General features: G+C 72.6%; 23 protein-coding genes. 5 read left to right on the forward strand and 18 right to left on the reverse strand.

Annotation, left to right across the window (positions count from 1 at the left end):
* Nucleotides 1-135: 135 nt before the first annotated feature.
* The 3 genes from ABD296_RS20150 to ABD296_RS20160 form a co-directional block, all read right to left on the reverse strand.
* Nucleotides 136-564 (reverse strand): hypothetical protein, encoded by a 429-nt coding sequence (locus tag ABD296_RS20150; protein ID WP_344269048.1) that lies wholly within the window; start codon nucleotides 562-564, stop codon nucleotides 136-138.
* Nucleotides 565-824: 260 nt separating this feature from the next.
* Nucleotides 825-2102: an HNH endonuclease signature motif containing protein gene (locus tag ABD296_RS20155; RefSeq protein ID WP_344269051.1), complete on the reverse strand. Its 1278-nt coding sequence runs from the start codon at nucleotides 2100-2102 to the stop codon at nucleotides 825-827.
* A gap of 743 nt (nucleotides 2103-2845) precedes the next feature.
* On the reverse strand, nucleotides 2846-3757 hold the full coding sequence (locus ABD296_RS20160) for a WD40 repeat domain-containing protein (RefSeq protein ID WP_344269053.1): 912 nt from the start codon (nucleotides 3755-3757) through the stop codon (nucleotides 2846-2848).
* A gap of 136 nt (nucleotides 3758-3893) precedes the next feature.
* Between ABD296_RS20160 and ABD296_RS20165 the strand changes: the two genes are divergently transcribed.
* A complete protein-coding gene (locus ABD296_RS20165; RefSeq protein ID WP_344269056.1) occupies nucleotides 3894-5345 on the forward strand; it encodes a hypothetical protein in 1452 nt (483 codons plus the stop codon).
* On the opposite strand, the gene galT is transcribed toward ABD296_RS20165, so the two are convergent.
* Genes galT through ABD296_RS20185 form a run of 4 tightly spaced genes read right to left on the reverse strand, consistent with a single transcriptional unit; the run spans nucleotide 5332 to nucleotide 10277 of the window.
* Nucleotides 5332-6393 (reverse strand): galactose-1-phosphate uridylyltransferase, encoded by a 1062-nt coding sequence (gene galT, locus ABD296_RS20170; RefSeq protein ID WP_344269059.1) that lies wholly within the window; start codon nucleotides 6391-6393, stop codon nucleotides 5332-5334. The two genes, ABD296_RS20165 and galT, sit on opposite strands and share 14 nt — an antisense overlap.
* Before the next feature lie 10 nt (nucleotides 6394-6403).
* Complete coding sequence (locus ABD296_RS20175) at nucleotides 6404-7015, reverse strand: GTP-binding protein (protein WP_344269062.1); 612 nt, start codon at nucleotides 7013-7015, stop codon at nucleotides 6404-6406.
* On the reverse strand, nucleotides 6996-7373 hold the full coding sequence (locus tag ABD296_RS20180) for a DUF742 domain-containing protein (RefSeq protein ID WP_344269065.1): 378 nt from the start codon (nucleotides 7371-7373) through the stop codon (nucleotides 6996-6998). Before ABD296_RS20180 ends, ABD296_RS20175 begins: the two co-directional genes overlap by 20 nt.
* 6 nt (nucleotides 7374-7379) lie before the next feature.
* Nucleotides 7380-10277, reverse strand: a complete 2898-nt coding sequence (locus ABD296_RS20185; protein ID WP_344269068.1) for a nitrate- and nitrite sensing domain-containing protein — start codon at nucleotides 10275-10277, stop codon at nucleotides 7380-7382.
* A 297-nt stretch (nucleotides 10278-10574) separates the two neighbouring features.
* Between ABD296_RS20185 and ABD296_RS20190 the strand changes: the two genes are divergently transcribed.
* Nucleotides 10575-11786, forward strand: a complete 1212-nt coding sequence (locus ABD296_RS20190) for an extracellular solute-binding protein (RefSeq protein ID WP_344269071.1) — start codon at nucleotides 10575-10577, stop codon at nucleotides 11784-11786.
* A gap of 115 nt (nucleotides 11787-11901) precedes the next feature.
* Here ABD296_RS20190 and ABD296_RS20195 read toward each other — a convergent pair whose 3' ends face one another.
* Genes ABD296_RS20195 through ABD296_RS20205 form a run of 3 tightly spaced genes read right to left on the reverse strand, consistent with a single transcriptional unit; the run spans nucleotide 11902 to nucleotide 14117 of the window.
* The gene (locus ABD296_RS20195) at nucleotides 11902-12195 is read right to left on the reverse strand and encodes a DUF1330 domain-containing protein (protein ID WP_344269074.1); all 294 of its coding nucleotides are present in this window, start codon (nucleotides 12193-12195) and stop codon (nucleotides 11902-11904) included.
* Nucleotides 12196-12213: 18 nt separating this feature from the next.
* Entirely contained in the window at nucleotides 12214-13632 is a 1419-nt protein-coding gene (locus ABD296_RS20200; protein WP_344269077.1) for an MFS transporter, read from the reverse strand.
* Nucleotides 13633-13658: 26 nt separating this feature from the next.
* On the reverse strand, nucleotides 13659-14117 hold the full coding sequence (locus tag ABD296_RS20205; protein WP_344269079.1) for a MarR family winged helix-turn-helix transcriptional regulator: 459 nt from the start codon (nucleotides 14115-14117) through the stop codon (nucleotides 13659-13661).
* Between the two features lie 125 nt (nucleotides 14118-14242).
* On the opposite strand from ABD296_RS20205, the gene ABD296_RS20210 reads away from it, so the two are divergent.
* On the forward strand, nucleotides 14243-15151 hold the full coding sequence (locus ABD296_RS20210; RefSeq protein ID WP_344269080.1) for an oxygenase MpaB family protein: 909 nt from the start codon (nucleotides 14243-14245) through the stop codon (nucleotides 15149-15151).
* 117 nt (nucleotides 15152-15268) lie between these two features.
* On the opposite strand, the gene ABD296_RS20215 is transcribed toward ABD296_RS20210, so the two are convergent.
* From ABD296_RS20215 to ABD296_RS20230, 4 genes are read right to left on the reverse strand one after another with little or no spacing between them, the layout of a single operon-like run.
* Entirely contained in the window at nucleotides 15269-16189 is a 921-nt protein-coding gene (locus ABD296_RS20215; protein ID WP_407061490.1) for a RecB family exonuclease, read from the reverse strand.
* 37 nt (nucleotides 16190-16226) lie between these two features.
* The gene (locus ABD296_RS20220; protein ID WP_344269084.1) at nucleotides 16227-16937 is read right to left on the reverse strand and encodes an MBL fold metallo-hydrolase; all 711 of its coding nucleotides are present in this window, start codon (nucleotides 16935-16937) and stop codon (nucleotides 16227-16229) included.
* Nucleotides 16938-16947: 10 nt separating this feature from the next.
* The gene (locus ABD296_RS20225; protein WP_344269087.1) at nucleotides 16948-17835 is read right to left on the reverse strand and encodes a PHP domain-containing protein; all 888 of its coding nucleotides are present in this window, start codon (nucleotides 17833-17835) and stop codon (nucleotides 16948-16950) included.
* 37 nt (nucleotides 17836-17872) lie between these two features.
* The gene (locus tag ABD296_RS20230; protein WP_344269088.1) at nucleotides 17873-18520 is read right to left on the reverse strand and encodes a DUF6758 family protein; all 648 of its coding nucleotides are present in this window, start codon (nucleotides 18518-18520) and stop codon (nucleotides 17873-17875) included.
* Between the two features lie 83 nt (nucleotides 18521-18603).
* On the opposite strand from ABD296_RS20230, the gene ABD296_RS20235 reads away from it, so the two are divergent.
* Nucleotides 18604-18999, forward strand: a complete 396-nt coding sequence (locus ABD296_RS20235; protein ID WP_344269090.1) for an NUDIX hydrolase — start codon at nucleotides 18604-18606, stop codon at nucleotides 18997-18999.
* Here the strand turns inward: ABD296_RS20235 and ABD296_RS20240 are convergent.
* A complete protein-coding gene (locus ABD296_RS20240; RefSeq protein WP_344269092.1) occupies nucleotides 18985-20421 on the reverse strand; it encodes a CPBP family intramembrane glutamic endopeptidase in 1437 nt (478 codons plus the stop codon). The genes ABD296_RS20235 and ABD296_RS20240 overlap by 15 nt on opposite strands.
* A 51-nt stretch (nucleotides 20422-20472) precedes the next feature.
* A complete protein-coding gene (locus ABD296_RS20245) occupies nucleotides 20473-21417 on the reverse strand; it encodes an HpcH/HpaI aldolase/citrate lyase family protein (RefSeq protein ID WP_344269095.1) in 945 nt (314 codons plus the stop codon).
* Nucleotides 21418-21455: 38 nt separating this feature from the next.
* Here ABD296_RS20245 and ABD296_RS20250 point away from each other — a divergent pair, with 38 nt between their 5' ends.
* Nucleotides 21456-21962 (forward strand): hypothetical protein, encoded by a 507-nt coding sequence (locus ABD296_RS20250; protein WP_344269098.1) that lies wholly within the window; start codon nucleotides 21456-21458, stop codon nucleotides 21960-21962.
* 35 nt (nucleotides 21963-21997) lie between these two features.
* Here the strand turns inward: ABD296_RS20250 and ABD296_RS20255 are convergent, their stop codons facing one another.
* Both ABD296_RS20255 and ABD296_RS20260 read right to left on the reverse strand, forming a co-directional pair.
* Complete coding sequence (locus ABD296_RS20255; protein ID WP_344269101.1) at nucleotides 21998-22885, reverse strand: RNA polymerase sigma-70 factor; 888 nt, start codon at nucleotides 22883-22885, stop codon at nucleotides 21998-22000.
* Nucleotides 22886-23003: 118 nt separating this feature from the next.
* A complete protein-coding gene (locus ABD296_RS20260; protein ID WP_344269104.1) occupies nucleotides 23004-23504 on the reverse strand; it encodes an inorganic diphosphatase in 501 nt (166 codons plus the stop codon).
* Nucleotides 23505-23521 lie beyond the last annotated feature (17 nt).

Raw genomic sequence — 23521 nt, forward strand, 5'->3', positions numbered from 1 at the left:
CGCTGCACTACGGTGACCGCATCACCCTGAACTGAAAACCGATCACCGCCTCACCCACAGACTTTCAGACAGTCCCCCGCTCCCCCGGACGAGTGGACCGGCTGGTTCCCGCTCCTATCGGCTCATCAGCAGTTACTAATGGCGTTCGCCCAGGATGTGGGCGTAGGGGTCCTGGTCTGCGCCGATGTGCTCGGGCATAGGGTAATAGGTCTTGATCAGCAGGTTGCCCGCGTCGTCCCACGCGAAGGTCTCGATGCTGTGGACGGTGTAGACGTCAGGGTCAGCGCCGAAACGGTTTTCGCACACCCAAGCCATTTCGTCACCGTTCACCTGGACAGTGATCATAGTAATCCGCAGAAGGTGCTGGAACAGGTCCCACGCGTGGGTGGTCGCAGCGTCGAACCCGGATTTCTCCTCCGTGTCGACCGGGTCGAACATGCGCACCTCGGCAGGCACAATGGTGCGCCAAGACGCGATCCATTCGTCCTTCTTCCCCGCATTCCATAGCTCGGCGTGTTTCGCGGCGTGCGCCAAGCGTGCTCGGCGGCTGGGCACCTTGCTCATTGCCGAGGTCCTTCCCGCGTCCAGTGGCACCCACCTGCGTCCGAGCGCCTCGTCGAATATTTGAGCACCGGACCGAACGGTAACTCGATCTGCTGATCACCAGCCCAGTCGCGGTACGCGCCCATCTCTCTCGGCCAAGCGACGGCCAATGGGTGGCGACTGCCGAACATGCGGCAGGTGGGCGGCTACGGGCATGCCGGTTCGCCCGAGATCCAGGTTGGATTCGGGCGAACCGGTCGATGAATGCGGTGTGGGGTGGGTTATGCGGCCCAGTTGATGGTGGTGTCGGGTGGGCCGATCGTGCCCGGTGGCCCGCTGCCATTTCGGGTTCTTGATCGGGCGCCCGGTGGTGGTAGCAGCCGGTAGACGTACTGCCCGTCGGGGTCTTTGCTGATCCCGATCTGATGGGGGCTGGTGTGTTTGAAGCGGTTGTGCCACCCGCAGGTCAGCGTGAGCTGATCGATGTCGGTGGGGCTGTTGCCCAGGGCCCAGCCGTTGACGTGGTCGACCTCGCACAACGTTCCCGGGATCTCGCATTCCCGCACCGCGCAGGTCGGATACAGGGTCTCCAGTACCTGCCGTTGAGCGGCGCTGGCGAACCGCTCCCGATAGCCGAGATACAGCGGCGTGTGCCCGCGCCCCAGCAGGAGCGGCGATACACCGGCTGACAGGGCGATGCGGCGGGCTTGGGCGGCGGGGATCGGTGTCCCGTCGGTCAGGCGGGCGGGGGCGTTGCCGCCGGTGAGGGTGTCCAGGTCGCAGATGACGGTGACCTTGGTGGCCTTGTGCCCACCGGACAGGACGCTGGACAGGGCCGCTGCGGTGCGCTCTCCTGCATCGCGGTGGTCGTCGGGCCCGGCCGGCTTGGCCAGCGGGCCCAGGGTCCCGTCCCAGATGGCGGCGTCTTCGGCGTTCAGCCAGCCCTTGATGTACCGGCCGCCGTCCAGGGACCCGGTGCTGGTGATCCAGGATTTGGCGTAGCCGCGCTTGGCGTCCTGGCCGGGTGCGGTTTCGGTGCCGTCGCGTTCGGCGATGACGTCGCAGATGCGGCGGCCGAACACCGCCACCTTCGCGGCCGAGAACCCTTGGTCGACGAAACCCAGCAGGGTGGTCTCGGCCCCGGCGCAGTCGGTGTCCTCCAGCCGCGCCACACTCTGCGCGACCGTGGCCGCGTACCCGTAGGACAGTTCCCCGGCCGCGAGGCGTTCGGCGACCTGTGGGAGGCGGTGCCGTTGGCGGGCGAGGATGAGGCGTTCGGTGGTGCGGGTCTCCCGCATCCCCAACCGCGACCGCAGCCACGCCCGCGTGGAGGGATATCCCCAGCGTTTCTGCTCGCCAGTTACATCGACGCGGCGGATGAAACCGGCGAGGGCGCTTTCTTGGATATCGCAGGCGGCGGCCAGGGTCTCGGTGAGTTCCAGGCATGCGGCCGCCGATTCGGGCGCTTGGCGCTGGGCGAGTTCAGCGGCGATCGCCGAGACCGCCTCCACCAATTGAGTGGTGGACGCGGCCTCAAGGTCGACCGTCACTGATTGCATAGGTAAAGCATACCCTACGTGGCCGACAATAGTCGGCTCAGCAGGCCTTTATTTCGATGCTTTGGAGAAAGATGTCGATTGTCGTTTTGTGGGGGTTTGCGAACACGCATGCGGAAGGGGGTGGTGGGGTGGCGCGACCCGGGGCGGGGCAGGCGGAGCCTGCCCCTTAAGCGCTGCCTCAGGGGCCGTAGAGGCTCCAAAGTCAAGGGTGGACGAAGTCCATCGCGAAGCGACGCCGAAGGCGCCCTTGACTTTGGAGGGGCGGCCCCGTACGCCAGCGCCACCCCACCACACGAACACCCATGCCCCCATCACCCGAACACCCGAACAAACACCCCAAGGCCAGCCACCCCTAAAAGGAACCTGCCGTCCCTGCGCGCGTCCGCTCGCCACTCCTTCCCGCACTCCACCGAAGCAGGCGGCTTATGTGCCGCCGCATCAGGCCCTCGTCCGGCCTCACGGGGACGAGTTTCACGGCTCGGCGGTACAGGAAAGCCTGGCGCCTGATCGTCCAGGGAATGATGTCGTCCACCCAGGCGAAAGGACGACCGTCAGCGTGCCGGAGTATCGGGGCCCATTTGCGCATGAGTGGTATTTGAAGGAGCGGCGTGTGCGGATCGTCAGAACGTGATTCATACGTGGAAAAAGCCACGTGGGGCAGAGGCGGGAGACCCAGCAAGGGACCTAGTAGAGGAGCGGGCGGTCGGTGCGGGTGCCGGGGCGGGGCACGCCGCGCAGGGCGGTCAAGCAGCGGCCTGCGGGGAGGCGGCGTGGAGGCCGGTGTCCGTGGCGGCGAGAAGGGTTCCGTCCGTGGTCAGCGCCAGGTCGTTCACCGCGGCGGGAATCGGGACCCGGCGTGACGGGGTGGCGGACGCGGCGTCCCACACCAGCAGAGAGTCGTGGACGGCGGCGGCCGCCAGGAACCGGCCGTCGACGACGGAGGCGGCGACCGCGCCGATGTCGGCGGGGGCGGTGAGGGTGGCCGCGAGGTCGCCGTCCAGGGTTCGGACGAGCAGCTCCGCCCCGTCGGGCTGGACGAGGAGCGGCGGCCCGTCCGGACTCGGCGCGAGCATCGCGTGGGAGCCGGACGAGGGCAGGGACGCGGTCTCCTCCTCGCGTTCGATGTCGAGGATCCCGATGGTGCGTTCGGTGTCGCAGGCGAGGCCGACGAGGGGGCCGCTCGCGGGGGCGGCGTGCAGGATCCAGCGGTCGATGGCCGTCCAGTGCCCGAGCCAGATGCCGAACTCGGCGCGGAGGTCGCCGTTGCGGGCGTCCCAGACGACGACCTTCGCGTCGTTCGCCGGGCCGAAGACGGCGACGACGGCGCCGCGGCCGTCGTGGACGGCGAGCCCGATCAGGTCGGGCTGCCCGTCCACGGTGAACTCGGCGCCGGTGGACGGGTCGTGGACGTGCACCCGGTCGCGGTGCGTCCAGGCTGCGACCGGCGAGCCGTCCGGCAGCAGTCCGAACGCCCATTCCGCGCGGTGGTCGGGGAAGTCGGGGATCGGCGGGCCGAGCGCGGAGCGCGTGCGCAGATCCCAGGCCTGGCCGATGTTGGCGCCTTGGCCGGCCCGCGTGGTGAAGGCCAGCGGGGGTCCCGCGGCGGTGGCGGCGACGCCGTCGAACGCTCCCTGCGCCAGCACGCTTTCGAGCATGCAGGGAGGCTAGGGCACCGGAGTGAGATCGTTCCACGAAGTGCCGAAAACGCGGAGGCCGCCTCCGGCGGCAGGCGAATCCCGCCGTCCGGTTATGCGGGCGAAGGACCGGATGATGCCGATAGGTTCCTTGGTCGTGGAGCCGATCGATCTGACCCCCGTCGAGCGGCGCGTGTGGCGGGCGTTCCCCACGGGCCTGCCGATCGACCTTCGGGACGGCGACGACGATCCCGAGCACGGCGGCGGCTGGGGGGCCGGGCGGACGGTCCGGGCGAGCGTGCTGCGGAAGTTGCTGCTGCGGCCGGCGGTCGACGGGGAGGTCGCGGCGCTCCGGGTGAACGGCGCGCGGATCTCGGGGCGGCTCGACCTGCGGTACGCGGCGGTCGGGCATCCGGTACGGCTGTCGGGCTGCCATTTCGACGAGCCGCCGGAACTGTACGGCGCGCACCTGAGGCAGCTGAACCTCAGCGGCTCCTTCCTGCCGAGCCTGGTGGCGGAGACCCTCAGGATGGACGGGGTCCTGCGCCTCACGGACTGCCGCGTCCCGGGGCAGATCCGCCTGGGCGGAGCGCGGCTGGCCGGCGCCTTCTTCCTGGAGCGCGCGCGGCTCGGGGAGGACGGCGCACCGAAGGAGGTCCTGCACCTCAACCATTCCACCGTCGAGGACGACGTCTGGGCGCCCGGCCTCGAGGCGCGCGGGCAGATCCGGCTGAACGGCGCGTCCGTCACGGGCATGCTGAACCTCAGAGGCGCCGTGCTGCTGACCCCGGGCGGGCGGGCGTTCGACGGCGAGAACCTCTCCGTGGGGTCGGACGTGGTCGCCACCGGGGCGCGCATCGAGGGCGAGGTGAGCGTGCGCGGCGCGACGATCCCCGGGCTGCTGGTGCTGACGAGCGCGCGGCTGTCCGACGCGTCCTGCGCGCTGCGGGCGACGAGCGCGGTGATCGGGGAGGTCTGGCTGCGGGAGGCGCGGGTCGACGGCCCGGTGAACCTGCTGCGCGGCCGCTTCGGGCTGCTGCACGCGGCGCCCGGCGCGTTCGGCGGCACGGTCTGGCTGGACGGCCTGACGTACGGCCTGCTCACGCCGCGGCTCCCCGCGAAGGCCCGGATCGCGATGCTGGAGCGGGACGAGGAGGGCTACGTCCCGCACGCGTACGAGCAGCTCGCCGCCGCGTACCGGCAGGCGGGCGACGACCGGGCGGCGCGAAACGTCCTGCTGGCCAAGCAGCGCAGGCACCGGTCGACGCGGCCCCGGTACGCGCGGATGTGGGGATACCTCCAGGACGTGACGGTCGGGTACGGGTTCCGGCCGATGTGGGCGGCGGCGTGGCTCGCCGGGCTGCTGGCTGTGGGCACGGCGGTGTTCGGGCTTCACGCGCCCGCGCCGCTGAAGGCCGGCGAGCAACCGCCGTTCAACGCGCTGTTCTACACCCTCGACCTGCTGCTGCCCATCATCGACTTCGGGCAGGAGAAGGCGTTCAAGCCCGCCGGCTGGCACCAGTGGTTCGCCTACGGCCTGGTCATCGCGGGGTGGGTGCTCGCGACGACGATCGCCGCCGGGATCACCCGGACGCTCAGCCGGCAGTGACCTCGCGGAGCCGGGCGGCGGCGGCCTCGGGCGGGACGTCGTTGATCCACGCCGCCATGCCCGACTCGGATCCCGCCAGGTACTTGATCTTGTCGGGGGCGCGCCGGATGGAGAACAGCTCCAGGTGCAGGCGGAGGAGGTCGCGGCCCTCGCCGGTCGGCGCCTGGTGCCAGCCCGCGACGTACGGCAGCGGCGTTTCGTAGAGGGCGTCGCAGCGGCGGAGCAGGTCCCGGTAGAGGACGGCCAGCTCGTCGCGTTCCCCGGCGTCGAGCGCGGCGAAGTCGGGGACGTGCCGGTGCGGCATCAGGTGGACCTCGACGGGCCAGCGGGCGGCGGCGGGGACGTAGGCCGTCCAGTGCTCGCCCGCGAGCACCACCCGCGTGCCCGACCGCTCCGCCTTCAGCACGTCGTCGAAGAGCCCCGGATGCCGCGACGCCATCGCCAGCATGCGCTCGGTCCGCGGGGTGATGAACGGGTACGCATAGATCTGGCCGTGCGGGTGGTGCAGCGTCACGCCGATCTCGACGCCGCGGTTCTCGAAGGCGAACACCTGCCGGACCGTCGGGATCGCGGACAGTTCGGCGGTGCGGTCGGCCCAGGCGTCGATGACCGTCCGGACCCGGGAGACGGGCAGCGCCGGCATCGCCGCGGTGTGGTCGTCGGTGAAGCAGACGACCTCGCAGCGCCCCGCGCCCGGGAACCGGGCGAAAACCTCCGCGCCGTCGACCGTGGCCGGCACGGCGGGGGTGCGGGTGTCGAACGACGGGAACCGGTTCTCGAAGACGGCGACGTCGTAGGAGTCGTCGGGGATCTCCGAGGCGGGGCCGCCGGGGCACAGCGGGCACTGGTCGGGCGGCGGCAGGAACGTGCGCGTGTTGCGGTGCGCTGTGACCGTGACGTGGTCGCCGGTCAGCGGGTCGCGGCGGACCTCGCACACCGGCTCGACGGGCGGCAGCCCGCGCGGGTCGGGGACGGGGACGCGCCCGGGCGTCTCGTCGTAGTAGACGAGTTCGCGGCCGTCGGAGAGCCGCGCGCGTGTCCGGTGCATCGCCTGCAGCCTACCGGGCCCCGGCACCGGCCGCCTCCGCCTCGTGCACCGCCAGCAGGTGCTTCACCAGGGTGGTCAGCACCTCCTTGCCGGAGTTGCGCTCCCGGACGTCACACAGCGCGATCGGGGTGGTGTCGCTCAGGTCGAGGGCCTCGCGGATCTCGTCGCCGGTGTAGTCGTAGCCGTCGTCGAACATGTTGACGGCGACGACGAACGGGAGCCCGCGGTTCTCGAAGTAGTCGACGGCGGGGAAGCAGTCGGCGAGGCGGCGGGTGTCGGCGAGGACGACCGCGCCGAGCGCGCCGAACGACAGCTCGTCCCACATGAACCAGAAGCGGTCCTGCCCGGGGGTGCCGAACAGGTAGAGGACGAGGCCGTCGCGGATGGTGATGCGGCCGAAGTCCATCGCGACGGTCGTGGTGGTCTTCTGCTCGACGCCCGCGGTGTCGTCGACGCCGACGCCCCGGTCGGTGAGCAGCTCCTCGGTCTGCAGGGGCCGGATCTCGCTGACGGCGCCGACGAGCGTCGTCTTGCCGACCCCGAAGCCGCCCGCGACGAGGATCTTCACCGCGATCGGGGCGGCGGGGGCGGCGGCCGCGTCGTCAGAGGGCTTGGAGACCATGCAGCACTTCCCTGAGCAGGCGTTCCTTGGAGAGCGGGCTCTCCTGTCGAGGACGGGTGACGGTGATGAGCCGGTGGTGCAGCAGGTCGCCGAGCAGCACCCGGATGACGACCAGCGGCAGCCGCATCCGGGCGGCGATCTCGGCGACCGGCTGCGGTTGCAGGCACATCTCGAGGATGTCCAGGTGCTCGGGGCCGATGCCGGGCGACCCGGACCGGGGCCGCGCCGCGGTCGCGACGATCGTGATCATGTCGAACGCCTCGGCCGTGGCGGGCCTGGCGCGCCCGCGGGTGAGCGCGTACGACCGGACGATCGGCCCGGCCTCGTCATCGAGCCATTCGCTCCCAGGACCGCTCATGCGAGGTCACGAGTCCTCGGTGTCGAGGGACTCGGCGCGGCCGCGCCGGGTGCCCTTCTGGATGGACGACATCATCGAGCGCAGCTCCTCGGGGGTGCGGCCGGCGCGCGGCTCCGGCTCGGCGGCGGGCCGCGCGGGCGGCTCCTCGCGCAGCTGCGCGGCCATGTTCTCCTGCCGGACGCGCTTGGGCCGCGGCGGCCGGTCGGTCCGTCCCGCGCCGGGGGGACGCCGCCGGACCTCGCGCGGCGAGCGCGGCGTCGGCGGCGCGGCGGGCCGCTCCTCCTCGCGCGCGGAGCGCTCCTCCTGCCGGCCGGCGGGCTCCTCCGGCACCGCGGGCGGCTCTCCCCAGGCGGACGGCGACTGCCGCTGGACGGGCAGCGGCCCCTGCACGGGCTCGGCGAAGACCGGCCGCGGCCCCGTCATCTCGGACGCCTCCCCGGACGTCCCCGGCTCCGCGCCGGCACCGCCGGACGGCTCGCCGAAGCGCTCCGCCTGGGCATCGCCGGACGTGTCGGCCGGTCCCCACCCGATCGGCCCGATCGGCCCGGTCGCGGGGCCGCCGGACGCCGCGTCCGTAGGGACGCCGATCGGGCCGGTGGCCGGGCCGTCCGACGGCAGACCGTTCGAGGGCAGACCGATCGGCCCGGTGGCCGGACCGTCCGAGGGCAGGCCGTTCGAGGGAAGGCCGATCGGGCCGGTGGGCCGGTCGTCGGCGCGGTCGCCGAACCACGCGGGGCGGCTCCCCGGGGCGTCGGAGCCGGGAGCGCCGGAGACGGGCCTGAGCGGGTCGCCGGGCTGCGGCGGCCGCGCGAGCGGCTCGACCGGCCGTGGCTCGGCGGGCCGCGGTTCCGCGGGCCTCGGTTCCGCGGGTTCCGGACGCGGGGTCGCGGCGTGCCGCCCGGCCGGAAGGCGCAGCACGGACCCGCCCTGCCCGGATTCGACGGACGGCCCCGGCGCGTCGGCCCGGTGGCCGCCGACGATGGCGCCGACCGGGACGAGGGCGTCCTCGGCGCGCCGCGTGGTGAGCGCGGGCGGGGACTGCAGCGCGTCGGTGTCGGCGCGGACGACGAGGTCCTCGGGCAGCAGCACGATCGCGGTCATGCCGCCGTACGGGGAGGTGCGCAGGGTGACCTTGACGCCGTGCCGGCGGGCGAGCCGGCCGACGACGAACAGGCCGAGCTGCGAGGCGTCGGACAGGTCGAACTCGCCGCCGCTCGCGAGCCGCTCGTTGGCGGCGGCGAGGCTCGGCTCGTCCATGCTGAGGCCGCGGTCCTCGACCTCCAGCGTGAAGCCGTGCGAGACGGCCTGCCCGTGCACCTGCACGGTGGTGTGCGGCGGCGAGAACGCGGTGGCGTTCTCGATCAGCTCCGCCAGCAGGTGGATGACGTCGGCGACGGCCGGGCCGACGATCGCGGCGCGGGTCATCGGGGCGACGTTGACGCGGGTGTAGTCCTCGACCTCGGACGCGGCGGCGCGGGCGACGTCGACGATCGCGACGGGGCTGCGCCAGCCGCGGCCGGGCGCCTGCCCGGACAGGATGATCAGGCCCTCGGCGTGCCGGCGCATGCGGGTGGCGAGGTGGTCGACCCGGAACAGGTCCTCCAGGTCGTCGGGCGCCTCGATGCGGCGTTCCATCGAGTCCAGCAGCTTGAGCTGGCGGTGCAGCAGCGTCTGGCTGCGGCGGGCCAGGTTGACGAAGACGTCGCTGACGTTGCGGCGCAGCGTCGCCTCCTCGACGGCGCCCTGGATGGCGGTGCGGCGGGCGGCGTTGAACGCCTCGCCGACCTGGTCGATCTCGCGGGTGCCGAACGCCAGCGGCGGCGCCTCGGCGGCCACGTCGACCTCGTCGCCGCGGCGCAGCCGGCGGATCACGCCGGGCAGCCGGACGTCGGCGAGGTCGATGGCCTCGCGGCGCAGCCGGGCCAGCTCGCGGATGACGGACCGGGCCACCCACACCGCGATGACCAGGGACGCGATGACGGCGAGGAGCCCGAGGGCGCCGGCCAGCACGACCCGGGTGATGATGCCGTCGGAGATCGGCTTGGCGCGCTTCTCCGCGCCCGCGGTCACCGACAGCTCCAGGCCGCGCAGCCGGGTGAGGTTGGAGTCGGCGGTGGTCTTCCACAGCGCGCCGGCGGTGCTGGACGGCCGGACGAGCGCGCGGGACGCGACGAACCCGTCCTCCAGCCTGCGGAGCCGGGCGTACTCGGGCATGCCGATGACGTGCTCGTAGTACGCCTGGTCGGCGGTGCGCAGCTCGGACGAGGAGAACCCGTACAGCGAGCGCTGGGTGCCGACGAGCTTGACGAACTGGGCGTGCTCGGCGGGCGTCATCCGCCCGGCGGCGAGCGCGCCGGCGAGGACGGCGTCCTCCTCGGCGAGGGTCTCGCGGGCCCGCGACAGCGACGCCTCGTTGCGGGCGTCCTTGGCGACCTCGGAGTTGTCGAGGGTGGCGAGGGAGCCCTGCAGCGACCCGACGTCCGACAGCAGGGCGGTGTAGTCGGTGAACGCCTTGGTCCGGCTGGTGGCGCCGCCGTCGATGGCGCGCCGCCCGGTGCCGAGCGCGGCCAGCTCGCCGCCGATCCGGTCGGCGAGCCGGCGGGCCTGCGGGGGCGCGGCGTCGCGGGCGCCGGAGTCGGCGACGAGGCGGCGGAACAGCTCGGCCTGCCGGTCGGTGACGAGCCGGCCGGACTCCATCGCGGCGCGGTCGCCGTCGGTGTGGCTGCCGAGGTACACCATCGACAGCCGCCGCTCGTTCTGCAGCGCGCTGCCGAGGGCGCCGGACGGGTAGCCGAAATGGTCCTGGACGGTCTCGACGTGCCGCAGGTTGAGTCCCTGGCCGAGCGCGATGCTCGCGGCGAAGGCCCAGAGCACGCCGAGCGAGACGACCGAGACGGTCACCATCAGGACGACCTTGAACCGGATGGACCGGAACCGCGCGGCCTTGGGCGCCCGACGGTGGCCGGCGGCGGGGTCCGGGGAGCGACCTCGTTTTGGCACTTCGGTGAAGACTTTCGCTTGGGGGGGCGGGTGGTTCGCCAGGGTTTCAGCGGAACCACCGGGGTTTCGTGGTGGAACCGACGGCTTTGCGCGGAACGCACGGAAGCCTAGGACGATCCCGCGCCGTGTGTCGACAGTTTCCAGATCATCACATTTTGTGTGCGCACATGACCAAAAATAGCCCTACGATCTCTCAGCGTGATGGCGAACACTCCGAAACCGGCATCCCGGGCGCGAACCGCGCGCCGGGGGGCCGCGCTGGCAGCGGCCGTTCTCTCCGTTGCCGCCCTGTCCGCCGGGTGCGGCGGCGGGTCGTCCGGCCCGGCCGCGCCGCCCGACGTCCCGATGCAGCAGGAGATCGGCACCCCGGAGGGCAGGCTCGACCTCGTCGTGTGGGCGGGCTATGCCGAGGACGGCTCGAACGACCCGAAGACCGACTGGGTCACCCCCTTCACCAAGGCCACCGGCTGCCGCGTCCAGGCGAAGGTCGCCGACACGTCCGACTCCATGGTCGCCCTGATGGAGACGGGCAAGTACGACGGCGTCTCGGCGTCCGGCGACGCGACGCTGCGGCTCATCTACGGCGGGACGGTCGCGCCGGTCAACACGCGGCTGCTCAGCGGCTACGGCGACATCGCCCAGTTCCTGAAGAACCAGCCGTACAACTCGGTCGACGGGCAGATGTACGGCGTCCCGCACGGCTACGGCGCCAACATGCTGATGTACCGGACGGACAAGCTGACGCAGCGGCCGACGTCCTGGGACGTGGTGTGGAAGAAGGACTCCCCCGCCGCGGGGCACGTCGTCGCCTACGACTCCCCCATCTACATCGCCGACGCCGCGCTGTACCTGAAGGCGCACCGCCCGGACCTGAAGATCGACAACGTCTACGAGCTGACCGACGAGCAGTTCGAGGCGGCCGTCGACCTGCTGAAGCAGCAGCGGCCGAACGTCAACCAGTACTGGGCGAACTACCTCGACGAGCTGCAGTCGTTCAAGAGCGCGGACAACTACGCGGGCACCGCGTGGCAGGTGACCGCGAACCTGGCGATGGACGAGCGGGCGCCGGTCGCGACGACGATCCCGTCCGAGGGCGCCACCGGCTGGTCCGACACCTGGATGATCTCGTCGAAGGCGCAGCATCCGGCGTGCATGTACCAGTGGATGAACTGGATCACCAAGCCGAGGGTGCAGGCCGAGGTCGCCCAGTACTTCGGCGAGGCGCCCGCCAACCCGAAGGCGTGCGCGTACACCGCCAAGGGCTTCTGCTCGACGTACCACGTCGGCGATCCGGACTTCTACAAGCGGCTGGCGTTCTGGCGGACGCCGGTGAAGGACTGCGGCGACGACCGCGGGGACAAGTGCGTCGACTACTCGCGCTGGACGCAGGCCTGGACGCAGATCAAGGGCTGACCGGCGGGGACCGCGCTCGGCGGTGCGGCGCGCCGGCGAGCCGGGGTGGTCCCCGCGGCCGGCACGGTGGTCCCCGCGGCCGGCACCGTGCTCCTCCCTGACGCGGCATCGGCCGTCAGCCGAGGCCTTCGATGATGCGGAAGTCGCGCTCGACGCCGTCAGCGAGTACGGCCAGCGCCTCCTGGTAGGCCGCACTCGCGCGTGCGGCGACCGCCTGTTCGAAGCTGTCGAACTCGATCAGGACGACGCGCTCGGCGACGCCGGCGTCGTGTGCGACGACCCGCCCGCCGCGGGCGAACGTCCGCCCGCCCGCGGCCTTGACGGCCGGACCGGCCAGCTTGTTGTAGGCGGCAAGCTTCTCAGGGTCTGCGATGGTGCGGTAGACGCTGACCCAGTAGCCCTTGGGCACGGTACCTCCTGTGTTCGATCAATCGGCTGGGGCTGCGGTCGGATCGGTCTCGGGTGAGCGCCGGCGGGCGAGGACGAGGCCGATCATCGTCGTGATCGCCATCGCGGCGACGCCGACCAGCGCCGCGGTGGTGTAGGCGCCGTCGTTCGGGAAGAGGCGGCCGGTGTCGGTGCCGGCGGCCAGGGCCAGACCGCCGATGGCGCTGCCCAGGGAGTACCCGACGCTGCGGACGACGTAGTTGAAGCTCATGGCGCTCGACGTCTCGCTCCTGGGCGTGACGGCCAGGATGACGCCGGGCATGGCGGCCGAGAAGCCGCCGACGCCGAAGCCCAGCACGCCCATGGCCACGAGCAGTTCGGCCAGGTTGGACCGGGCCGCCGCGAACAGGACGAACCCGCCGCCGACGATGGCGGCGCTGCCGGCCAGGAGCAGGGGACCGTCGATCCGTTCGCGGACCCGGGGCGTGAGCTTGCCGGCGACGAACCCCAGCACGGAGAACGGGATGAGGACCAGCCCGGCGACGAAGGTGGTCAGCCCGAAGCCGTAGCCGGCGCCGTGCGGCGTCTGCGCGTAGCGGGTGATGAGCGTGAGCAGGAGGTACATGCCGATCCCGCCGACGAACATGGCGAGGTTCGCCCCGGCGACCGCCGGGTGCCGTACCGCCCGGACGTCGACCAGAGGCGTCGTGCTGCGCAGTTCGGAGGCCGTCCAGACGCACAGCAGGAACACGGCGGCGACGGCAAGGGTCACCGCCACGGCGAGGTGTCGGCTCCACAGGCTCCTCTCGCCGGCCAGGAACAGGACGAGGAGCAGTCCACCCGCCAGGACGAGCGCACCGGCCACGTTCACGTGAGCGGAGCGGCCTTCGGGAGCTGCGGGCATGGAGCGCCAGGCGGTCAGGAATGCGATGGCGGTGACGAGCAGGCCGAGGCCGTAGGCGGCCCGCAGTCCGCCGAACTCGGCGAGCAGCGCGGCCAGCGGGTAGCCGACGCCGGCTCCGATGATGGAGACCACCGAGATCAGGGCGATCGTGGCCGCGCCGCGCTCCTCGGGAAGATGGTCGCGGGCCACGCCCATCATCAGCGACGTGAGACCGAGTCCGACGCCTTGGGCCGCTCTGCCGGCGAGCAGCCAGGCGAACGGCAGCGGCAGCACGGTGAGCGCGCTGCCGGCGACGACGATCGCCAGCGTGGCGAGAATCGTGGCCCGCCGGTGCGGACCGGCGCCGAGCCGGCCGAGGACGGGTGTGGCGACGGCGCCGCTGAGCAGGGCGATGGTCAGCGTCCACTGCGCGCTGTCGAGGGAGACGTGGAACGTGGTCGCCACGCTGGTGATGAGCGGCGTCCCGAGGCTGGCGACCGCCGCCACGACCAGGGCGATGAACATCAGGGCGGGGACCAGCAGACGTGCCTCGGAACGTGTCGGGGCAGTACTCACGGGCCGGTCATGAGCCTGGGCCGCGGTCACCGGTCCGACTTCTCTCGGGCGTGGCTTTCGAGCTCTGCCAGATGCAGCAGCGCCGGAAGGGCTGCTTCCAAGGCCTCGACCTCGTCACCGGTGAGTTCGTCGATCAACCGCGCGTACGCGTCGACGCCCGCCTGGTGCCGTGTCCGGACGTACGACGCGCCGGCCTCGGTCAGGCACACCAGCGTGACCCGCCTGTCGGACGGATCGCCCGTCCGCTCGACCAGCCCGGATTCCTCCATCACCCGGACCAGGACGGTCATCGCGGGCTGGGTGACGCCCTCGGCCGCCGCCAGATCGGTGATCCGTCGCGGGCCGGTCTTGTCCAGGGTGGCCAAGGTGGCGGCGGACGTCAGGCTCATGTCGCGGGGAAGGCGTCTCACGGCCCTGGTGGCCAGCCCGTAGAGGGCCGACCCGATGGCCTCGGAAGCGCCGTGCGCGGCGCCCTGACGACTCATGGCTGAAGCATAGCAGATTTATATGCATCCTTTATGTATATCCCGACCCGGGGCCGGTGTCGGGCTCGATGCCGAGTAATGAGACACTTACATCAGTTTGTCGCACGACTTCTGGTGAGGTGTGAATGTCCGCGACCGTCCAGCCCCCGGAGAGCGTGACCTGGCGCGTCCACATCGACCGGTCCATGTGGGTGGGCGGGGTGCGCAGCCTCATGCTGCAGGCCCTGCACCCCATGGCCATGTGGGGCGTCTGGCAGAACTCCAACTTCCAGGAGGACCCGTTCGGCCGGCTGCAGCGCACCGCCGACTTCGTCGGCGTCGCCACGTTCGGCACGCGCGAGGAGATCGACGCACTGGCGAAGAAGGTGCGCGACATCCATCGCAGCCTGCGGATCCTCAACCACGACACCGGCAAGAGGGAGCGCCTCGACCAGCCCGAGCTGCTGCGGTGGGTGCACTGCGCGGAGGTCTACTCCTACCTCCAGGTCGCGCGCCGCGCCGGGCTGCTCCTCACCGACGCCATGGCCGACCAGTACCTGGACGAGCAGCGCCACACCGCCACCCACGTCGGCCTGCACGCCGAGGACGTCCCCGGCAGCGTCGCCGAGATGGAGCGGTACCTGGCGAGCATGCGCCCGCACCTGCGCGTCACGGAGGAGGCGGCGGCGACCGTCAAGTTCCTGATGTGGCCGACGATGCCGGAGAACCTGAAGTTCCTCGCGCCCGGAAAGCCGGGCTACTTCCCGTTCGGGGCGCTCTGCTACTACACGCTGCCCGACTGGGCCCGCAAGATGTACGGGGCGCTCCCGGAGGTCCCGCAGTCGGCCGTCACCGCCGCGCTGCGCTCGTTCCGCCTGGCGATGAACTCGGTGCCGGAGAAGCTGCACGACTACGCGTTCGCCAAGCCCACCCGCGACATGCTCGAACGCGCCCGGCAGAGCCTCGGCGCCGAGGGCTACGACACCGCCAAGGGCCTCTACGGCCTTCGCGACCCTCGGCGTTGGCCGTCCCGACGCACCCTCGCCCCCGCCTGACCCTTCCGTTCACTTGCGGCGAGTCGTCGTTATGGCAGCCCGCATAACGACGACTCGCCGCAAGTGAACGACCGTTCATGGCGGGACGCGGGCGGGTGCGGGGTGTGCGGGGGCTTGTCAGGACTCGGTGGGCAGGGCGGCCCAGGGTTCTTTTCTCGGGGCGGCTTCGCTGCCTTCGGGGCAGTGGCGGGCGAAGTCGCACCACGAGCACAGCCGGCCGGGACGCGGCGGGAACAGCTCGTCGAACGGGGCGTGGTCGACCGGCGGTGCCGCGTCACGGCCCGGCCCGGCGTCGCGCCCGGCGTCGCGGCCTCGTGCGGTGACGCGGGTGCGGGGCTCGCCCCGGCGCGGAGCCGGGACGCGGGCGCGGTAGGCGTCGTCGGCGGCGGACGCCTCGGCCGCGATCCCCTCGGCGCGCCGGACGTGCCGCTGCAGCGACTCGTCGGTGTGCTCCCAGACCGCGACCTCGCCGGACGGCAGGTGATGCAGCTCGACGCGGTGGCAGGGGCGGCGCAGCACGCGGGACGCGGCGACCGCGTAGATCGCCAGGGCGAGCGAGCCGCGCGCGTCGTCGGTGGTCAGGACGTGCCGGCCCGTCTTGTAGTCCACCACGACCAGCTCGGAGCCGCGGGCGTCGAGCCGGTCGATGCGGCCGGACACGGCGATGCGCTCGGTGCGGGCCGCGACGGTGCGCTCGACGCCGATCGGCTCGTCCGCCGGATCGAGGCCCGCCGCGTACCGTTCGGTCATCTCGCGGGCGCGATCGCGCGACGCCGCGGACTGCGCCTCGTCCCGGAACCCGTCGGTCAGCCAGCCGCGCACCAGCAGGGTGCCGGCGGCCTCCGGGGTCCGCTCGGCGCGCGGCAGCCGCCACCAGCCCGCGAGGGCATTGTGCACGCTCGCGCCGACGCTGTTGTGCGCCCACGGCGGGCCCTTCGGCGGCATCGGACGGTCCAGGTACGTCATCCGGTACCGGCGCGGGCAGTCCAGCCAGGTGTTCAGCCGGGACGGCGTGCACGCGTACAGCCGCTGGGGCATCCCGTCGAACCCCAGCTGCTCGGCCCCGGCCACCGGATCAGTCGTCGTCCTGCTCGCGGGCGAGCGAGCCCCACGTCTCCCAGCGGGCGTCCTCGTCCCCGGCCGTGGTCTCGCCGCCCTGCCCGGGCAGGATCCGCAGGTCCTTCGGGAGGGGGGTGAGCAGCGCGCCGATCGAGTTCAGCTGCTTGCCGAGCTCGTCGTACACGCCGCCGATCGAGCCGGGGCGGCCGCGGTGCAGGGTGTCGCCGGAGAACAGCACGCCGAGCTGCTCGCTGATCACGCTGACGCTGCCGGGCGTGTGACCGGGGGTGTGCAGCACCTCCAGCTGGGCCTCGGCGATCTCGAAGATGCCGCCGTCCTCCAGCCAGATGTCGGGTTCGAGGGAGCGCAGCGCCTTGGCGTCGTCCTCGTCCTTCTCCTCGCGGGCGAGGCGGCCGAAGTAGTCCCGCCACAGCACCCGGTCGCCGCGGTGCAGCGCGATCGGGGCCCAGTTCTCCTCGTCCTCCTCGCCGGCGGCGGCCACCTCGAGCACCACCTCGAGGCGGTGCTCGTAGCCGTCGGTGAGCAGTACGGCCATGACCTCGCGTTCGCCGACCTCCTTGAGGATGGCGTCGGCGTCGAAGGCCGGGTCGATCACGATGACCTCGTCGTCGTCGCCGACGATGTAGGTGTTGCTCTCGACGTCGTACTCGGCGTCGTCGAGGGTGATCTTCCCCGACGTCGTCACCTGTTCGATGCGCGCGTCCACGCCTGGCACCCTACCGTGCTTCGGGGGCGGTTCCGGGCCGCATCGCACCGGTCCCCCCGATGGGGGCGACGGCGCCGGACGCCGCCGCGGTGAGCGCCGCGAACGCGCCGGGGGCGGTGGTCTCGGCGCCGAGCCGGTCGCCGGTCAGGGCGCCGTGGTCGTCGCTGGAGCCGGTGGCGGCCAGGCCGAGGTCGCGGGCCAGCGCGCGGAGCGCGGCGCGCTCGCCGGCGTCCTGGTCGGGGTGGTCGATCTCGATCCCGGCGAGCCCGGCGGCGGCCAGCGCCGCGATGACCTCGTCGGAGAAGACGTAGCCGCCGCGCCGGGTGCGCGGGTGCGCGAGCACGCACACCCCGCCCGCCGCCCGGACGAGCCGGATCGCGCGTTCGGGGTCGAGCGCGTAGCGGTCGGCGTGCGCGCGGCCGCCCTCGGCGATCCAGTCGGGGGTGAACGCCTCGTCGGGGGTCGCCACGACGCCGGCCTCGATCATGGCGCGGGCGATGTGCGGCCGTCCGACCGCCTCACCGCGCGCCAGTTCGCGGACCCGCTCCCAGGTCACGTCGGCGCCGAGTTCCCGCAGCCTGTCCACCATCGTGCGGGCCCGGATGACGCGGTCGTCGCGGATCCGGGCCAGCTCGGCGGCCAGGACGGGCTCGGACGGGTCGAACAGGTACCCGAGCATGTGCAGGCTGCGCCCGTCGTGCTTGCACGACAGCTCGACGCCGGGGACGAGCGTCAGCCCGTCCGGCAGCGCGGCGGCCGCCTCGTCCCAGCCGGCGACGGTGTCGTGGTCGGTCAGCGCGAGGACGTCCACGCCGTTCGCGCGGGCGCGCCGGACGACCTCGGCGGGCGGCCGCGTCCCGTCGGAGACGTCGCTGTGGCAGTGCAGGTCGATCCGCATGTGCCTCTTTCTAACAGGCGCTTCCGGCGGGCGCCGGTCATTCCTCCAGCCGGGGGCTGTGGGCGCCGTAGGGCAGGTCCAGGTCCATGCCGGGTTCGCGCAGGTCGAGGAGGTTCTGGCGTTCCAGCATCAGCACTCCGGCCTCGGCGGGCCACAGCACCGCCCACAGCCAGTCGCCCATCGCCTCGCCGACGTAGACGGCGCGGTCCGCCCTGGTGCCGACCGCCCACAGCGGGACGGAATGGCCGCAGGTCGCGGCGGGGCCGCTCACGTCGATCTTGGCGTCCGGCGGGCTGCCGTCGAACACCTCGCCGGGGTCGCCGCCGTCCAGCCCGGCGTGGTGGCCGCCGAGGCCGATGCCGGGCTGCTCGGCGATCAGCACCAGGTCGGCCGGACCGCTGGTCAGGCCCGGCCCGGACAAGGCGACGGCCGCCGCGCGGGTGCCCGAACGCTCGTCGCCGACGGCCGCGAACCCGGTGACGAGCCAGGCCGGCGGAAGGGGCCAGGGCGTCCAGACCGGGACCCTCGCGTCCCGGAGCACGGCGGCCAGCCCTTCCGGACCGGGGCGCTTGGACGGCTGGCGGGGCAGTACGGCACCGTGCACGCCGCAGCTCCAGTCGCTCGACCAGAGGTCCGGCGCGCTCAGCGGACCCGCGCATCGCGGGCATGTGGGCTCCGCCCTCATGATTACCCACCCTGCGCGCCGGTTCCCCGCGCCGTCAAGTTCCCCGAGGTAGCGGACCGGGCAAGGCGCGACAAAATGGTGCCATGAGAGTGCGGTGCGTCGGCGGGATCGTGCGGGACGAGGCGGGGCGGCTGCTGCTGGTGAGGCGGGGCAGGCCGCCGGGCGCCGGCCTGTGGTCGGTGCCGGGCGGGCGGGTCGAGCCGGGCGAGGACGACGCCGCCGCGGTCGCCCGGGAGCTGAGGGAGGAGACGGGCCTGGACGTGGCGGTGGGCGCGCTCGCCGGATCGGTCGACCGGCCCGGGCCCGGAGGCGTCGTCTACGAGATCCACGACTACGCGGCGGAGGCGGTCGGCGGTGATCTCCGCGCCGGCGACGATGCCGCCGAGGTCCGCTGGGTCACCCCTGCCGAGCTGCGGGAACTTCCGCTGACCGAGGGACTGGTCGAGGCGCTGGAGTCGTGGGGGCTACTCGGCCCGTGAGACGAACTCGGGCTCGGCGGCGCGCACCGGCGCGTCGACGCCCGCGGCATGCTCCGCGGCGTCGTCCGGGGCGTCGTCTTGGGCGTCGTCCGGGCCGGAGGTGACGGTCTGGATCCGCCTGCGCCGCGCCAGCCAGACGACGGCCACCGCGTACAGCAGCATCGGCACGATGTCGGCGACGACGTACTGCCACGGCACGCCGCCCTCGTCGATGTCGAGCTGCCCGACCGCGGCGGGGCCGAGGAACGCCAGCAGGTTGTTGAACACGTGCAGGGCGATGCCCGACTCCAGCCCGCCCGTCCGCGTCGCGAGCCAGGCCGCGACGGCGCCGAAGACGAAGATGTCGAGGATGCCCCAGCCGGTGTAGCCGTGCAGGGACGTGAACGCGGCGGAGCCGATGACGATCCCGGGCCACGGGGTGCGGAAGACGGCGCTGAGGGCGCGTCCGACCCGTCCGGTGCGGTTCTCCAGCGTGCAGGCGCCGACGGCCTGCAGCAGCCAGCCGCGGAAGACGACCTCCTCCGCCGACGACTGCAGCGGCACCAGCAGGACGATCACGATGGCGGCGGGGACGAACCGGCCCCAGCCGACCCAGTGCTCGCCGCCCGAGGAGGTGTCGTCCACGAACGCGCCGGCGATGATCGACGACGCGTACGACACGGCGCAGAACGCCAGCGCCAGCCCGCAGCAGGTCAGCAGCCAGCGCCCGCGCACCCGGCCGGCGACCGACATCAGGGTGCCGGCCCTGCGCCGCTGCAGCAGCCACGCGGCCAGCAGCGCCATCGGCAGGAAGATCGCGATCGTGGCCAGGTTGAACGCCAGGTCGGCGGTCGAGTTCCCGAAGACCGTGTCGGCGTCGGAGCCGGAGGTGTCGGGCGCGCCGCCGGTCGCCACGACCCGGACGACGATCCCCGCGATCACCATCCCGATCGCCAGCGCCATGCCCGCGACGACGATCGCGACGGTGCCGGTGAGCGGCCGCCACCAGCGGTGCAGCGACGTGCGCGCCATCCGGTGGAACGGGGTGCCGGGCGGCGGCGCGACCGTCCACGGCCCCTTCGGGGGCGGCGGACCGTAGCCCGCGAAGCCCTGCGGCGCATAGGGACCGTAAGGCGGCGGCCCGTAGGCCGGCTGGTGCGGCGCGGCGTACTGCCCCTGGTAGGGCGGGGCACCGTTATAGGGCTGAGCGCCGCCATAGGGCGGGTGCATCGGGGCGGGAGGTGCCTGGTGCGCGCCCTGGCCGGCGGGCCACGTCCACCCCGCGGCGGGCGCCTGCGGCACGGGAGGCTGCGGGACAGGCGGCTGCGGCACCGGACCGGGTGCATGCGGCAGCGGCTGCTGCTGCGGCGGCGGGGCCGGGGCCTCGCCCGACATGCCGGGGTCGAGCGGAGCCCAGCCCTTCTCGTCCGCTGGTTCCGGCACCTGGTCCCCTCCCGCGACGGCTTCCCCGTGTGGGACGAATGGTACGTCCCGTCAGGTGCCCGGGGGGTCGAAGCGCTTGGTGCGCGCCATGCCGGCGGCGCGTCCCTTGGCCGCGACGACCAGCGCCATCTTCCGGGACGCCTCGTCGATCATCTCGTCGCCGAGGGTGGCGGCGCCGCGTCCCTCGACGGTGATGTAGTGGTCGTAGGCGTCCAAGATCAGCTCGGCGTGGTCGTAGTCGTCCTGCGACGGGGAGAACACCGCGTTCCCGGCCTCGATCTGGGACGGGTGCAGCACCCACTTGCCGTCGAACCCGAGCGCGGCCGACCGCTTCGCGACCCGGGTGAACGCGTCCACGTCCCGGACGTTGAAGTACGGGCCGTCGATGGCCTGGAGGTCGTTGGCGCGGGCGGCCATCAGGATCCGCATCAGGATGTAGTGGTAGGCGTCGCCCTCGGTGTAGCCGGGCGGCTGCTCCCCCACCACCAGCGTCTTCATGTTGATGGACGCCATCAGGTCGCCGGGCCCGAGCACCAGCGACTCCAGGCGCGGCGACGACGCGGCGATCGCGTCGATGTTCACCATGCCCTTGGCGTCCTCGATCTGCGCCTCGATGCCGATGCGGCCGGGCTCGAACCCCATCGCCCGCTCGATCTGGGTGAGGAGCCGGTCCAGCCACTGGACGTGCGCGGCGTCCGACGCCTTCGGCAGCATGACCGCGTCGAGGTTCGCGCCCGCGCCCTCGACGACCTCGATCACGTCCCGGTACGCCCAGTGCGTCTCCAGGTCGTTGATCCGCACGACCCGGACCTTGCCGGTCCAGTCGCCGTCGTTGAGCGCGGCGACGACGGTCTTGCGCGCGCCCTCCTTGGCGGACGGCGCGACGGCGTCCTCCAGGTCCAGGAAGATCTCGTCGGCGGGGAGCCCCTGCGCCTTCTCGATGAACCGGGGATTGCTGCCGGGGACCGCGAGGGTGGTACGTCGAGACCGCTGCATGACGCGGATGCTATCCGGCGGTGTGAGACGCTTTCCGCGTGGGTGAGCTGAACCGCGCGCTGGTCGAAGAGGCGGCGAAGAAGTCCGGGCTGCTCTGGCTCGACCTGCCCGGGCTGCCGCAGCCGCGCGCCGCCTGGCACGTCTGGCACGACGGGTCGGCGTACGTGCTGACCGGCGGGGAGGGCGAGCAGCCGCTGCCGGGCCTGCCCGAGACCGGCCGGGTCACCGTCATCCTGCGCAGCAAGGACAAGGGCGGCCGGCTCGTCACGTTCACCGCCGACTGCGCGCCGGTCGAGCCGGGCACCGAGCTGTGGGACGAGGTCGCGCCGCTGCTGGCCAAGGAGCGGCTGAACGCCCGCACGCACGAGGGCCAGCTGGAGACCTGGGCGGACGAGTCGTGGGTCGTCCGGCTGACCCCGTCGGACGCGGTCGACGACCCGGCGCCGGACGCGTACGCGACGGTGCGTCCCGTGCCGACCCCGGCGACGACCGCGGGCCCGCCGCCGAGGATGTTCGGCGGCAGGCGCCGCGGCGCCGACCGCTAGGGGCGCCACCGCGGCGGCAGCGGGCGGCCGGGCGGTCACATCTCCAGGGTGCGGCCCTCGGCGATCGCGCGGAGCTTGTCCGGGTTCGCCACCATGTGGATCTCCTCGACGCGCCCATCGTCGCCGACGGCGACGGTGATCGCGCTCATCGGGCGGTCCGGGCCGTCCACGACCAGGGCCGGCGCGCCGTTGATCTCGACGCGGCGCATCCGCCACTCGCTGGGGTCGACGCCCTCGTACGGGCGGTCGCGGATACCGGAGAGGAAACGGCCGACCAGGTCGACGCCGTGCACCAGCTTCTTCGGCGCGCGCACCTTGCCGCCGCCGTCGGTCCACATCGTCACGTCCGGGGCGAGGCTCTCCATGAGCCGGTTGACGTCTCCGCCGACCACCGCGTCGAAGAACCGCTCGGTCGCGGCGCGCCGCTCGGCGGCACCGGCCTCGAAGCGGGGGCGGCGCGCCTCGACGTGCTTGCGCGACCGGGTGCCGAGCTGCCGCACCGACGCCTCCGTCCGGTCCAGCGCCCGCGCGATCTCCGCGTACGGGTAGCCGAACACCTCCTTCAGCACGAAGACGGCGCGTTCCAGCGGGCTGAGGGTCTCCAGCACGACCAGCATCGCCATCGACACCGACTCCGACAGCTCCGCGCCCTCCGCGACGTCCGGCGAGGTCAGCATCGGCTCCGGCAGCCACGGGCCGACGTAGGTCTCGCGCTGCGCCCGCGCGGACCGCAGCCGGTCCAGCGCCACGTTCGTGGTGATCCGCACGAGATAGGCCTTGGGATCCTGGACGTCCGCGCGGTCCGCGGCGGACCAGCGGATCCACGCGTCCTGGACGGCGTCCTCCGCGTCCGCGGCGGTGCCGAGCATCCGGTAGGCGACCGCGAACAGCAGGTTGCGGTGCTCCTCGAAGACATCAGACATGATCGTTCAGCCTCTCACGACCGGGCACGCACGCCCGCCCTCACCACCGAGGACGGGACGCCCGCCCGGATCGTGACATGCCGGCACGCGAAACCGCCGAGTCCCGGGCGCCGGGCGGCTAGGGCGAGCTCGCGAGGTGCGCGTCGGCGGCGCGCTCGATCGACTGGCCGATCTCCTGGTCGGCGACGGCGCCGTCCTGCCAGCCGCGCACGTCGGTGTCCTTGCCGGGTTCCAGATTCTTGTAGATGTCGAAGAAATGGGCGATCTCGTCCAGGAAGTACTTGGGCACATCGCACAGCTCGCGGATGGACTCGTAGCGGACGTCCCGCGCCGGCACCGTGAGGATCTTGGCGTCGGGCTCGCCGCCGTCGTGCATCCAGAACACGCCGACGCTGCGCACCGACACCTGGCAGCCGGGGAACGTCGGCTCCTCCAGCAGGACCATCGCGTCCAGCGGATCGCCGTCCTCGGCGAGCGTGTCGGGGATGTAGCCGTAGTCGACCGGGTACTGCGTCGAGGTGAAGAGCATCCGGTCCAGGCGGATGCGCCCGAGCCGGTGGTCCATCTCGTATTTGTTGCGGGATCCGCGCGGGATCTCGACGATCATTTCGATTTCCATGGTGTCCTCCCCGCAGG

Origin of the sequence: Actinomadura napierensis (assembly GCF_039529375.1) — a bacterium.
Lineage (GTDB): Bacteria > Actinomycetota > Actinomycetes > Streptosporangiales > Streptosporangiaceae > Spirillospora > Spirillospora napierensis.

Coding starts and splice junctions, on each gene's coding strand:
- ABD296_RS20150 (WP_344269048.1), bottom strand. CDS start 564: ATGAGCAAGGTGCCCAGCCGCCGAGCACGCTTGGCGCACGCCGCGAAA.
- ABD296_RS20155 (WP_344269051.1), bottom strand. CDS start 2,102: ATGCAATCAGTGACGGTCGACCTTGAGGCCGCGTCCACCACTCAATTG.
- ABD296_RS20160 (WP_344269053.1), bottom strand. CDS start 3,757: ATGCTCGAAAGCGTGCTGGCGCAGGGAGCGTTCGACGGCGTCGCCGCC.
- galT (WP_344269059.1), bottom strand. CDS start 6,393: ATGCACCGGACACGCGCGCGGCTCTCCGACGGCCGCGAACTCGTCTAC.
- ABD296_RS20175 (WP_344269062.1), bottom strand. CDS start 7,015: ATGGTCTCCAAGCCCTCTGACGACGCGGCCGCCGCCCCCGCCGCCCCG.
- ABD296_RS20180 (WP_344269065.1), bottom strand. CDS start 7,373: ATGAGCGGTCCTGGGAGCGAATGGCTCGATGACGAGGCCGGGCCGATC.
- ABD296_RS20185 (WP_344269068.1), bottom strand. CDS start 10,277: ATGGTGACCGTCTCGGTCGTCTCGCTCGGCGTGCTCTGGGCCTTCGCC.
- ABD296_RS20190 (WP_344269071.1), top strand. CDS start 10,575: ATGGCGAACACTCCGAAACCGGCATCCCGGGCGCGAACCGCGCGCCGG.
- ABD296_RS20205 (WP_344269079.1), bottom strand. CDS start 14,117: ATGAGTCGTCAGGGCGCCGCGCACGGCGCTTCCGAGGCCATCGGGTCG.
- ABD296_RS20210 (WP_344269080.1), top strand. CDS start 14,243: ATGTCCGCGACCGTCCAGCCCCCGGAGAGCGTGACCTGGCGCGTCCAC.
- ABD296_RS20215 (WP_407061490.1), bottom strand. CDS start 16,189: ATGCCCCAGCGGCTGTACGCGTGCACGCCGTCCCGGCTGAACACCTGG.
- ABD296_RS20225 (WP_344269087.1), bottom strand. CDS start 17,835: ATGCGGATCGACCTGCACTGCCACAGCGACGTCTCCGACGGGACGCGG.
- ABD296_RS20230 (WP_344269088.1), bottom strand. CDS start 18,520: ATGAGGGCGGAGCCCACATGCCCGCGATGCGCGGGTCCGCTGAGCGCG.
- ABD296_RS20235 (WP_344269090.1), top strand. CDS start 18,604: ATGAGAGTGCGGTGCGTCGGCGGGATCGTGCGGGACGAGGCGGGGCGG.
- ABD296_RS20245 (WP_344269095.1), bottom strand. CDS start 21,417: ATGCAGCGGTCTCGACGTACCACCCTCGCGGTCCCCGGCAGCAATCCC.
- ABD296_RS20255 (WP_344269101.1), bottom strand. CDS start 22,885: ATGTCTGATGTCTTCGAGGAGCACCGCAACCTGCTGTTCGCGGTCGCC.
- ABD296_RS20260 (WP_344269104.1), bottom strand. CDS start 23,504: ATGGAAATCGAAATGATCGTCGAGATCCCGCGCGGATCCCGCAACAAA.